This window comes from Actinocrinis sp. (assembly GCF_035650855.1).
GTDB lineage: Bacteria > Actinomycetota > Actinomycetes > Streptomycetales > Catenulisporaceae > Actinocrinis.
Genome location: NZ_DASRGV010000025.1, coordinates 1 through 11,496 on the forward strand (window position 1 = coordinate 1; position 11,496 = coordinate 11,496).

Annotated in this window: 11 protein-coding genes; 4 read left to right on the forward strand and 7 right to left on the reverse strand. The window is 72.2% G+C overall.

What is annotated here, in order from left to right; genetic code table 11:
- Positions 1 to 221 precede the first annotated feature (221 nt).
- A complete protein-coding gene (locus VFB40_RS02000; protein ID WP_324847513.1) occupies positions 222 to 479 on the forward strand; it encodes a hypothetical protein in 258 nt (85 codons plus the stop codon).
- Positions 480 to 551: 72 nt separating this feature from the next.
- Here the strand turns inward: VFB40_RS02000 and VFB40_RS02005 are convergent, their stop codons facing one another.
- The 6 genes from VFB40_RS02005 to VFB40_RS02030 are packed head-to-tail and all read right to left on the reverse strand — an operon-like array spanning position 552 to position 8,685.
- Positions 552 to 1,301 carry an RDD family protein gene (locus VFB40_RS02005; RefSeq protein ID WP_324847514.1) on the reverse strand — a complete coding sequence of 250 codons (750 nt, stop codon included), beginning with the start codon at positions 1,299 to 1,301 and terminating at the stop codon, positions 552 to 554.
- 52 nt (positions 1,302 to 1,353) lie between these two features.
- Positions 1,354 to 2,544 (reverse strand): VWA domain-containing protein, encoded by a 1,191-nt coding sequence (locus VFB40_RS02010; RefSeq protein WP_324847515.1) that lies wholly within the window; start codon positions 2,542 to 2,544, stop codon positions 1,354 to 1,356.
- Positions 2,541 to 4,904: a DUF5682 family protein gene (locus VFB40_RS02015; protein WP_324847516.1), complete on the reverse strand. Its 2,364-nt coding sequence runs from the start codon at positions 4,902 to 4,904 to the stop codon at positions 2,541 to 2,543. The genes VFB40_RS02010 and VFB40_RS02015 overlap by 4 nt, the downstream gene beginning before the upstream one ends.
- Positions 4,901 to 6,001, reverse strand: a complete 1,101-nt coding sequence (locus VFB40_RS02020) for an ATP-binding protein (RefSeq protein ID WP_324847517.1) — start codon at positions 5,999 to 6,001, stop codon at positions 4,901 to 4,903. The genes VFB40_RS02015 and VFB40_RS02020 overlap by 4 nt, the downstream gene beginning before the upstream one ends.
- A gap of 21 nt (positions 6,002 to 6,022) precedes the next feature.
- Positions 6,023 to 7,192 carry a DUF5691 domain-containing protein gene (locus VFB40_RS02025; protein WP_324847518.1) on the reverse strand — a complete coding sequence of 390 codons (1,170 nt, stop codon included), beginning with the start codon at positions 7,190 to 7,192 and terminating at the stop codon, positions 6,023 to 6,025.
- Complete coding sequence (locus VFB40_RS02030; RefSeq protein ID WP_324847519.1) at positions 7,189 to 8,685, reverse strand: SWIM zinc finger family protein; 1,497 nt, start codon at positions 8,683 to 8,685, stop codon at positions 7,189 to 7,191. The genes VFB40_RS02025 and VFB40_RS02030 overlap by 4 nt, the downstream gene beginning before the upstream one ends.
- Positions 8,686 to 8,813: 128 nt before the next feature.
- Here VFB40_RS02030 and VFB40_RS02035 point away from each other — a divergent pair, with 128 nt between their 5' ends.
- Positions 8,814 to 9,905: a hypothetical protein gene (locus tag VFB40_RS02035; RefSeq protein WP_324847520.1), complete on the forward strand. Its 1,092-nt coding sequence runs from the start codon at positions 8,814 to 8,816 to the stop codon at positions 9,903 to 9,905.
- Positions 9,889 to 10,434, forward strand: a complete 546-nt coding sequence (locus VFB40_RS02040) for a hypothetical protein (RefSeq protein WP_324847521.1) — start codon at positions 9,889 to 9,891, stop codon at positions 10,432 to 10,434. The genes VFB40_RS02035 and VFB40_RS02040 overlap by 17 nt, the downstream gene beginning before the upstream one ends.
- Positions 10,435 to 10,484: 50 nt before the next feature.
- Here VFB40_RS02040 and icmB read toward each other — a convergent pair whose 3' ends face one another.
- Positions 10,485 to 10,904, reverse strand: coding sequence for a coenzyme B12-dependent isobutyryl CoA mutase small subunit (icmB, locus tag VFB40_RS02045; RefSeq protein WP_324841266.1), 420 nt, complete (start codon positions 10,902 to 10,904; stop codon positions 10,485 to 10,487).
- A 185-nt stretch (positions 10,905 to 11,089) separates the two neighbouring features.
- Here icmB and VFB40_RS02050 point away from each other — a divergent pair.
- Positions 11,090 to 11,496, forward strand: a 407-nt coding sequence (locus VFB40_RS02050) for an ATP-binding cassette domain-containing protein (RefSeq protein WP_324847522.1), incomplete at its 3' end; no start/stop codon positions are given.

The window sequence follows — 11,496 nt, forward strand, 5'->3', positions numbered from 1 at the left end:
GTCCCCGGCCTACCTAGGAAGCTGTTATGAGGTTATCCCGGTTCGGTGAATGGCCCGTAACCGGCCGCCTGTGATGTGCGTCTACAGCACGCGTGTCCGGTAGCCGGACGGGTGGCGAACGCCGCGGACGGCCTGGCGCAGTCCGGCTGGCATCGGGCCAGGGACGCGGCGTTCCAGCGGGCGATCACCAAGGCTGAGCAGCATTTCCACCGGTGTGCCCGGTGCCATCACCACGTCTGCGCCCGTGCTGGAACACGGATCGCGGTCTGTGCCTGAACTGCACGCCCGATGTGCAGGCCGAGGTGGAGGAGGCGCGGGCGGAGGGCCTGGTCGCGGCGACCCGCGCGAACGCTTACGCGGTCGGCGAGCAGCAGGCGCAGGCGGTGGATGTGAAGACCGAGCGGCAACTGGTCTGCCCGCAGTGCAACGCCGAGACGCACGGCGGAACGTTCTGCCCGGAGTGCGGTACCGCGACCTGACGGCGTTTCAGGCACGAATGGCTGACTGCGATACCGAGGGCGCGCCGTGATGCGCGCCCTCGGCCGTGACGGCTAGCCCTGAACGACGATCGTGCCGCACATCTTGTCGGCGAAGGTCTGGTTCTTGGCGTCCCAGAGCGGCCACAGGAAGCCGATGTAGCAGAACCCGTCGACGATGTGCGCCAGCCTGCGCACGAAGGCCATCCCGAACCCGGTGTACCGGCCGTCCGCTTCGCGAATGACACGGATGCCGACGACCTTCTTGCCGATGGTCTGGCCCGTGGTGCCCTGCTTGTAGAGCTGCCAGAGCTCGAAGGCGAGGGCGCCGAGGTAGATGAGCGCGATGAGCACGATGCCGAGCGCGGAGATCCCGCCGCCGGTGTAGCTGTCCGTGTTCGGGTCGTAGGTCGAACTCGTGGTCGTCGCCGCGAGGAGGACGAAGAAGAGGATCAAGACCGGAACGACGACGATCACGCCGTCCAAGAGGGCCGCGCCGACGCGGGCGCCCCACGTGGCCAGCTGCGCAGGGGGCGCGCCGTAGTAACCCGGCGCGCCACCGTAGGGCGCGTACTGGTTGTACGGGCCGCCCTGCTGCGGGTACTGCGGATAGCCAGGCTGCTGGTAACCCTGCTGCGGATATCCGGGCTGGGGATATCCAGGCTGCGGGTAGCCCGGCTGTTGCTGCCCGTATCCCTGCTGCGGGTAACCGCCGGTCGGCTGCCCGAACTGCGGCGCGCCGGGCGGCGCGTCCTGCGGCGTGCCTTGTGGCGCAGGCCAGCTGCCCGACGCGCCGGTACTCGGGTCTTGAGGTGGCGTTGACATAGACCGGGACAGTACCGATGCATCCCACGTCCGCGAAAGAGGGTTCGCCCGGTCAGCCGGAGGCGGCGTATGGCGCGAGGTCGCGGCGCTCGATGGCGGCGGCCATCAGCGGGCCGAACCGGTCCGGCGTACACGCGAACGCGGGGACGCCCAGTTCGGCGAGCGCGGCGGCGTTGCGCTGGTCGAAGGCGGGCGCGCCCTCGTCGGAGAGCGCCAGCAGGGTGATGCACTGCACCCCGGTCGCGGTCATCTCGGCCATCCGGCGCAGCATCTCGTCGCGGATGCCGCCTTCGTAGAGGTCTGAGATGAGGATGAAGATCGAGTCGGTGGGCCGGGTGATCAGCGACTGGCAGTAGGCGATCGCCTTGTTGATGTCGGTGCCGCCGCCGAGCTGCGTGCCGAACAGCACGTCGACCGGGTCGGTGAGCACCGGCGTCAGGTCGACCACCTCGGTGTCGAAGGCGACCAGGGAGGTCTTGAGCGTCTTCATCGAGGCGAGGACCGCGCCGAAGAGCGAGGCGTAGACGACGGACGCGGCCATCGAGCCGGACTGGTCGATGGCGAGGATCACGTCGCGCTTGACGGTCTTGGCCGCGCGGGCGTAGCCGACGAGCCGCTCGGGGACGATGGTGCGGTACGCGGGCTGATAGTGCTTCAGGTTGGCGCGGATCGTCCGGTTCCAGTCGATATCGCGCGGCTGCGGGCGGTTGGTGCGCGCGGCCCGGTTGAGCGCTCCGGTCACGGCGGCCCGGAAGCCTTGGGCGAGTTGGCGTTCGAGCTCCTCGACGACGGTGCGCACGATCTGCCGTGCGGTCTGCTTGGTCTCCTCGGGCATCAGCCGGTTGAGGGAGAGCAGGGTGCCGACGAGGTGCACGTCCGGTTCCACGGCGCTCAGCAGCTCGGGTTCGAGCAGCAGCTGACGCAGGTTGAGCCGGTCGACCGCGTCGCGCTGCATGACCTGGACGACGGAGCTGGGGAAGAACTCGCGGATGTCGCCGAGCCAGCGCGCGACGTTCGGCGCGGAGGCCTGCAGCCCGGCGCTGCGCTGCCCGCGGGTGTCGGGGCGGCCACGCGGCGCGCTCGTGCCGTTGGCGGCGGCGTAGAGCGCGTCGAGCGCGTTGTCCATGCGCTGGTCGCGGCCGCCGAGTCCGCCGCAGGAGCCCTCGGCCTCGCCGCCGAGCACGAGCCGCCAGCGGCGCAGCCGCTCGGCGTCGGGGGCGTTCGAATCGGCAGCGGTGGTCACGGCGCGGGCTCCAGGGACTTGGCGGGCGGCGGCGAGGCGGCGGGCGCGGAGGCTTCCGTCCCGGCGTTCTGCCCGGTCAGCAGCAGTCGGACGGTCGGCAGCGCCGCCGCGAACCAGTCCGCTGCGATACCGGTCGGCAGGGTGGCGGCCGGCGCGTCCGGCGTGGTGCGGTCCGCGCGGCCGAGATGGGCGGCGCGTTCGCCGATGGTGCGCCGCTCGGGCGCGCTGAAGGTGGAGAAGGTGCGGCGCAGCAGCGGGAGCACCTGCTCGAAGCGGTCCTGGTCGAGCTCGGCGAGCCAGTCGTCGATCAGCCGGAGCAGCGCCTTGTCATGCGCGAGCACGAGGCCTGATCCGGCCAGGAAGCCCTCGAGCCAGCCGGCCGCGTCCGCGGGTTCGGTGCCGCGCGAGAGCGCCTTGGCCATGCGGGCGGCCACGTCCCCGGCGTGGAAGAGCCCTGCGTCGCTCAGCAGCCGGGTGGCGCGCCCGACCAGCAGGCCGTGCGCGCCGGAGCCGCCGAGGTCGGCCACCTGCCGCAGCGCCTGCACCCACGGCTCGCGGATCACGTCCTCGTCAAGGGTCTGAATCGCGGCGTGCACCTTGCCGAGGGCGGGGGCGAGGGCGCGCGCCGCGTCGTCGTCCACGTTGACGCAGGCCGGCGGCAGGCCGATCGCGATGCGTACCGCGATACCGCGCACTACCGCGTGCAGTCCGTCCGCGCGGGTACCGCGTACGTCGCCGTATCGCAGGATGTTGGCAAGCGGCGGCAGCGCTGTGGCCAGGTCGCCGATGTCGGTGTCGAGCGCCGCGCGGTTCTGCACCTGGGCGATCAGCGGATCGACCGCGTCGGGCAGATCGGCGGTCAGCGCGCGCTGCACCAGGACCGTGAGCGAGCCGAGCGCTTCGGTCTGCGCCGCGGTGTCGAGCACCTTCGCGGTCGCGGCGGAGATCACCGTGGTGCCCCAGACCGCTGCCTCGACCAGACGCACCTCGAACAGCGGCTCCCAGGTGACGTCCCAGGACTCGCGGAAGGTGCCGGATCCGCGGGAGCCGACGGCGACGGCCCAGTCGATGCCGAGCAGCCCGAGGCGGTGGAAGAGCTTCGAGCGGTCCAGGTCGGTGGCGTTGCGCAGGTCGAGGTTGTACTGCTTCTGCGCGGCGGTCCTGGGCACCCGCAGCCGCTTGGCCTCGCGGGTCAGGTCGGCGGCCAGCGGCACCGTCGGCACGCCGCTCGGGACGCTGCCGAGCGTTTCGCCGACGACCAGTTCCCGGCCGATCAGCGCCAGCGGCTCGTCCCGGCCCTCGCAGAGCACCGCGACGGTGGCCTCGGTCAGCTCGGCAAGGCCCGGCATGGGCCTGCCGCGCAGCGCGGCCAGCGACTCGGCGAGTCGCACCCCCTCGATCAGGTGCGCGGAGGAGACCGGGTACCGCTCGGCGCGCAGCAGTTCCGCGACGGACGCGAGCCAGCGTTCCGCGATGTGGTCGTCGGTGTCGAACAGGTGCTGATACCAGCCCGGGGAGCCGATGCCGGCGCCGTAGCCGGAGTGGTAGGACAGCCGGCTGTGCGTCCACGGCACCCAGGTCAGCTTGGTCGCGGTGGCCTTGCTCTGCTTGGGCAGGCTCGCGAGCAGCCGCTTGTCCGCGGCGGCGGTCGGCGGCCTGGTCTCCCGACCGTCGCAGATGCCTGACAGCGCCGGCACGTGATAGGCGCCGCAGACCACTGCGACGCGTTGCGCGCCGTCGGCGAGCGCCGCGCGAAGCACCATGCGCATGTGGGCTTCGCGCAGCGCGTCGCGCCGCGGAGTCGGTGCGTGCTCCCGCACCGCGGCCATGGCCTCGGCGACGGCGTCGAAGGCCGCGAGCGGCTCCCCTCCGGTCGCTCGCCGCCCCGTCTCGTCCTCGCCGTACTGGCCGCCGCGATGTTCGACGACGTCCTCCCACCACGCCTCCGGATCGGCGTACCCGGCGGCCTGCGCCAGCTGCGCGATCGGGTCGGGGCCATCCGCGCCTTCTGCGTCCGCGTCCGTCTCGCCGGAAAGCGAGACCGCGGCGGGCAGATCGCAGAACCCGGCCTCGATCCCGCGGGCGGCGGCGTACTGCAGCGCCGTCCACTCCGGAGAGAAGGCGGCGAACGGCCAGAACGCCGAGACCTTCGGGTCCTGCTCCCGGTAGGCGAGCAGGGCGACCGGAGGTTCCATGCCGTCCGCGCCGACCAGCGGGATGAGCGGATCGGCGTCGCCGGGTCCCTCGATCAGGATCCTGTCGGGTTCGAAGGCTGACAGGGCCGCCGCGACGGCTCGCGCCGAGCCCGGACCGTGGTGCCTTACTCCCAGCAGAACGACTTGCGCCGCGCCGTGGTTCACGCCGAAAGCTCCCGGCAGGCCTCGTAGAACGGGGACCATCCCTCGCGCGGGCGCACCACGGTCTCCAGGTACTCGCGCCAGATCACCGGATCCGCCGACGGGTCCTTGACCACGGCGCCGAGGATGCCGCCGGCCACGTCGTGCGGGCGCAGCGTGCCGTCGCCGAAGTGCGCGGCCAGCGCGATGCCGCCGGTGAGCACGGAGATCGCCTCGGCCGGGGAGAGCGTGCCCGAGGGCGACTTGAGCTTGGTGCGGCCGTCCTCGGTCACCCCGGAGCGCAGCTCGCGGAACACGGTGACCACCCGGCGGATCTCCTCGGCGGCGGCCGGGATCTCGGGCAGCTCAAGGCCGCGGCCGAGTTCCTCCACGCGCCGGGCGACGATCCGCACCTCGTCCTCGGCGCTGGCCGGCAGCGGCAGCACCACGGTGTTGAAGCGGCGGCGCAGCGCGGAGGACAGGTCGTTGACGCCGCGGTCGCGGTCGTTGGCGGTGGCGATGACGGTGAAGCCCTTGACCGCCTGCACCTCGTCGCCGAGTTCCGGGATCGGCAGCGTCTTCTCGGACAGGATCGTGATCAGCGTGTCCTGGACGTCGGCCGGGATGCGGGTCAGCTCCTCGATGCGCGCGACCTTCCCGCCGGACATCGCGGCCATCAGCGGCGAAGCGGTCAACGCGTCGCGGGAGGGGCCGTGCGCGAGCAGCTGCGCGTAGTTCCAGCCGTAGCGCATCGACTCCTCCGCGGTGCCCGCGGTGCCCTGGACCAGCAGAGTCGAGTCGCCGCATACCGCGGCGGACAGGTGCTCGGAGACCCAGCTCTTCGCGGTGCCTGGCACGCCGAGCAGCAGTAGCGCGCGGTCGGTGGCGAGGGTGGCCACGGCCACCTCGATCAGCCGGCGCGGGCCGATGTACTTGGGCGTGATCTCGGTGCCGTCCGCGGCCTGGCCGCCGAGCAGGTAGGTCGTCACGGCGCGGGGCGAGAGGTTCCAGCGCGGCGGGCGCGGCAGGGTGTCGCCCTTGGCCAGCGCCTCGAGTTCGTGCGCGTAGGCGTCCTCGGCGTGCGGCCGCAGGACGGCTGGTTCGGACAGCGGATTGGTCATCGTCGGCGATTCCTGCCTGTCTCAGAAGAGGGGAGGAGCGAGTTCGGCGAGCATGTCGCGGCGGAAGTCCAGCAGGGCCAGCATCGACACCAGGTCGATCCGGGAGGCCTGGTTCACGCCCGGGCCGCCCGGCGCCATCGCCAGGGCCTGCTCGGCCACCAGCGCGGCCACCCGGTCGCGCAGCGCGACCGGGGCGTTGTCCGCGACCGCGACCTGCAGCTGCTCGGCGATCCAGCCGGTCCACGCGGGCTGATCGGCCCGGCGGCCGTGCTCGACCAGCGCGTCCAGCAGCAGTTGCGCCCCGTCCAGCGGCCAGGGCTCGCCGGTGCGGGTCATCACGAAGTTGTGCAGGTCCCGGCCGATGCCCCGGGCGCCGGCCAGCAGCCGGGCCACCTCGGCGGTGAAGTCCGGCGGCTGCGGCTTGTCGCGTTTGCGCTCCAGGCTGCCGGCCAGCAGCGTGGCCTCGTCGCGCACCTGCTTGGAGGAGTCCCGGATGAGGGTCTGCACGAACGGCAGGTCCTCCTGGTCCGGGTAGCGGGAGAGCAGCGCGAGCAGGCCGAGCTTGACCGGCACGCGCTCGCCGGCCCAGGTCTCCCGGATCAGCCGGCGGGCCGCGGCGGGGTCGGTGAGGTAGAGCCCTGCGACGTACGCGATGCGGTCGTCTGGATCAGGGCTCTGCCAGTCCTCGGGCCGCAGCTGGGAGCGGGCCTCGCGCAGCAGGTACTTCCAGTTGCCGCCGGCCGCCACGAGCCAGCGTCCGGGCTCGCCGGCTACGGCTGCGAGGTCCACCCGGATCAGCATATTGGTACGGCCGAGGTCGAGCAGCGGCGGCAGGAACGCGGCGGGCAGCCGGTATCCGGCGGCGCGCACGGCGGCGAGCCATTCCGGCAGGTACTTGGGGTACGACTCGAGGATGGTGCGCAGCCTGCGGGCGGCCGGTTCCGGCAGCGGCGGCCGCGGGTCCGCCGGCGCGGGAGCCGGCAGCGTGCCCTCGAAGCGCTCCGGCGGCCGTCCGACGCGCCAGGCCAGGGCGCTGAGCGCGGCCTGGGAGAGCAGCACGAGCGCAGGATCCTGCGACGCCCGGTCCGCTCCCGGGCCGGGGCCCGCGGCCTGCGGCACCGGCCGCCGATCCGTGCCGACCAGCGCGATCGACACCAGCTCGGCCCAGTCGCCGGGCTGCGTATCCGTCACCACAAGCTCGCCGCCTGTCCGTTGTTCCAGATCGTGATCGGAGTCAGCCCGGCGGGCCGGTAGAGCCCGAACAGCGGCGCCGGGTGGGCGCCGCCGCAGGCGAGCAACGTCTGACACAGCCGTTCGGCGCGCGTCGGATCCGCGCCGTCGGCGCTTGCGAGCAGGGGGACCCGGCCGCCGCCCTTGGCGTCGACGATCTGCCAGTCCTCCGGCTTCGGGCCGACCAGCGGAACCGCGCCGTCGAGCACGACCGGCACCGCTGCGGTCCACGGATCGGCGGCGAGCGCGGCCGCGAAGCCCGCGGCGGCCTCGTCCAGCGTTCCGCCCTGCGGGCCTTCGCCGACCGACTCAGGGTTCTGGCTCAGCGCGGTGCGCTCGACCACTGTGTTCTCAACCACTGCGTTCTCCACCACCCTGTGCTCCACCAGGACCGCGCGCAGCGGTACCGCGTCCGGGGCGAACGCCAGTTCCGCTTCGACGACGGCGCCGGCGGGCAACGCGATGCCGAACGCCTGGCCCGGCGGCGCGAACGCGAGCAGCATGGCGATCCGGCCGTCCGTCTCGCGTTGCAGCCAGACCCGCCGCTCGACCAGCTTGTCCGCGGCCAGGTCCCGGCAGCCGAGGACCAGCCAGCGCCCGGAGGCGTGCTCGCCGACCTCCGCGATCTCCGCGGCGGCCATGGTCAGTCCGATCCGGCGGCGCACGGTCGCGGCGAGCGGCGCGGGCAGCGCATCGCGGTTGCGCCAGCCCTGGATCAGCAGGTGCAGCAGGGAGAACTCGGCCAGGGTGCGCTCCGGCCAGTCCTCCGGCGCGTTCAGGCAGTGAGTCAGCTCACGTACCCGGGTGGCCAGGGCGCCTGCCTGGGCGTCGATCAGGCGCCGGGCCAGGTCGTCGATCGGCCGGTATCCGGCGGCGCGCAGCCCGGTCAGCCCGGAGCGCACCTGGTCGCACAGCCACAGTTCGAGATCGTCGAGCCCTGCGTCGATCCGCTGAATCCGTTGCGCGGCGCGGCGTTCGGCCGCTTCAGCCGCCTTGCGTCCGGCCGCCGGATCCGCGTCCTCGCCCTCCCCCGCGGCTCGTTGAGCGGCCGCGGCCTTGCGCGCCTCGCTGCGCTCCGCCCGCTCCCGGCGCGCGTCCAGCCAGTCCTGTACGCGCTGCGGCGGCTCCTCGGCTTCCGGCACCCCGCCCGCGGACCAGAGCAGCATCAGCCCGAGCGCGTGTTTGCACGGGAACTTGCGCGAGGGGCAGGAGCAGGCGTAGCCGGGCGTCCCCTGCTCCGCGGAGAGCTCGACAGTGACCTGATACGGCTTCGCGCCGCTGCCCTTGCAGTCCCCCCACAGCAGGCCCGCCGCGCTCTGCGCGCCACAGCCGCTCCACGGCCCCGGTGCGGCCAGTTTCGCGCCCGCACGCTGCGACGACGCGTCCGGGGCGAGCGCGTGCACCCGGTCGGCCGACCAGCGCTGCGCCGCGGCGGGGTCGATCGTTCCTGCCATGGACGAGACACTATTCGATCGCGCCGACAGAGGTCGGCGCGACTGTTACAGGGCGCCGGTTGACGGCTGACCGCACAGGTACCAAGGGCTAGACTCGGTGTGCGACCTGCCGCCGGGAGGGCTGTGGTTTGGGCCTCGAGATCGAGTTCGACTACGACGACACCCAAGGCGGCGTGTGGTCCCCCGCCCACGAGGCGCCACCGCTGCACGAGCGTGTCGGCCGGCGCTGGAACGCGGGCCTTTCCACGGGAAATCCGCTGTTCGTGCAAGCGGGCATCGCCCTGGCCGCGCTCGCGCTCGGCGCCGCGTCCACGGCCGGCTTCCTGGAAGGCAGGTCCGCGGCACGCGATCGCGCGGTCATCCGCCTGCACTTGGCGCCGGTCGATCCGTTCGTCATCCAGCCGCTCACTCCCGAGCCGAGCAACGTGCAGCAGTTGCTCGCGACACCGTGGACCAACACCTTCGACCAGCACGTGACCCTCAGCGTGATCAACGACAGCCCTGATTCGGTCGCGCTGCTCGGCGCTCAGATCACCGCCCCGCAGTTCGGTACCGCGACGCTGACGCCGGTAAGCTCCGGCGCTCCGACGGCTCCCGGCGCCGTCACCGCGCTGCGCGGCGTCGCGCATTTCGTCTGCGGCGACTTGCCCTCAGTGGATCCGGTCGCCACCGTCGCCCGGCTCACGATCCGTACGGCGGACGGACACACGCGCGTGCAATCGCTGATGGTCGACCGCTTCAGCGATGTCGAAGAGGTGACCGTGTGCGCGGCGATGCCCGGCCCGCAGGTCGTCACGGCGACCAAGGCGACCACGCTGCCGATGTTCTTCCCCGGCGATTACCTCTATGACGTCGACGTCACCAACCGCGCGCCGTATCCGCTGCTGGCCGCCATACCGCTGAACCTGCGCGCGAGCTGGATGTCCGGCGCGGGCCTGGACGTGCAGCTGCCCAATCCGGTGACGGTGCCGGCGCGCGGTTCGGCCCACATCGAGCTCTTCGTCAGCGTTCAGAACTGCAATGTCGCGCGAGAGTCGGTCCAGGCGGGATACGCGTACGACGCGTTGGCCTTCACCGACGCCCGGGACGGCCCGTCCAACCCCCAGGCGCGCGAGAGCGACCAGAGTCTCGGGCTCTACGACCCGGCGGTGATCAACCAGTACTGCGGTGTGCCCGAACTGCCTGGGATCAGCGGCGGCGGCAATGGTCATCTCAAGTAGCGAATTCGGCACCGCGGCCCGGCTGCGCCAACACACCGGCGTGGTCGCGGTGATCGTGGCCGTCGTGGGCTTCGCGTTCGGCGCGTATGGCGCGTACCGCTTCGTGGACAAGCCGCAGCCGACGCCGATCTTGCTGCGCCAGGCTACCGAGCCGGTGGACATGTCGAGCTACGACGAGGTGCCCGGCTCCGGTGGCGTGCTGGTGCTGCTGCGCAATGACGGCACGACGACGGTCGACGTCATCGACGCGGCGTTCGCGCGCACCTCGGCCGCGCCACCGCTGTACATCGCGCCAGCGTCGGTACCGCCGGGCGGCGAGGTGAACGTGTACGTGGCCATTCCCGGCAAGTGCTACTCGAGCAACAGCTTCGTGGCGGTCAGCGGCAATCCGCCGCCGGTCCGGATCACGGTGAGCGCGCAGGAGCACGACGGTCCGCTGCGATTCGTCCCGGTCGAGGTCACCGGCACGCTGGCGGTGATCCTGGCCCGGTGCGGACTGACCGGCACCGGCACCGGTCAAGGCAGCTGAGCCGTCGCCGCCGCAGCTTCAGGATGCGGCGACTTCAGAATGCAGTGCCCTCAGGAAGCGGTGGCGACCGCGGGGCCGAGCTGCGCGTTGACCCAGTCGACGATCGACTGCGTCGGCGTGCCCGGAGTGAACACCGCGGCGACCCCGGCGTCCAGCAGCGGCTGGATGTCCGCGTCCGGGATGATGCCGCCGACGAAGACCTTGATGTCGGCCGCGTCCCGCTCGCGCAGCAGCTCGACCACCTTGGGGCACAGCGTCATGTGCGCGCCGGAGAGGATCGAGAGGCCGACTCCGTCCGCGTCCTCCTGGATCGCGGTGGCCACGATCTGCTCCGGCATCTGGTGCAGGCCGGTGTAGACGACCTCGATCCCGGCGTCGCGCAGCGCCCGCGCGACGACCTTCGCGCCGCGGTCGTGGCCGTCAAGGCCCGGCTTCGCGATCACCACGCGGATCGGTCCGGACTCGCTCATTGGGCACTCCCTGCTGCGTCATCGCCTGCGGACAGTCTTCCTTCGAAGGGTATCGGAGGCCGCTAAAAGCCGCGTTGTGACTCCCACCACCCGCGCTACAGCGGCCGGGGTTCGTGCCAGCACCACCTTTGGAACGGGTGACCGCTCCCTCGCGAGGGGTGCTCGCCGGCCGGGAGAGTTGAGGCATGACCTCGACATACGCGATCGAAGCGCAGGGATTGACCAAGCGATACGGCGGCAAGGCCGCCGTGGACGGTCTGAGTTTCACCGTCGCGCCGGGCAAGGTGACCGGCTTCCTGGGGCCGAACGGGGCCGGCAAGTCCACCACGATGCGGCTGCTGCTGGGGCTTGAGCGGCCGGACTCCGGAAAGGCGCTGATCAACGGTCGGCCGTACGCGGCGCTGCGAATCCCGCTGACCCAGGTGGGGGCGCTGCTTGAGGCCAAGGCCTTCCACAAGGGCCGCACCGCGCGCAACCACCTGCTGTGCCTGGCGCAGTCCCAGGCCCTGCCGGCCCGCCGGGTCGACGAGGTGATCGACCTGGTCGGGCTGCGCGATGCGGCGCGGCGGCGGGCCGGGGGCTACTCGCTGGG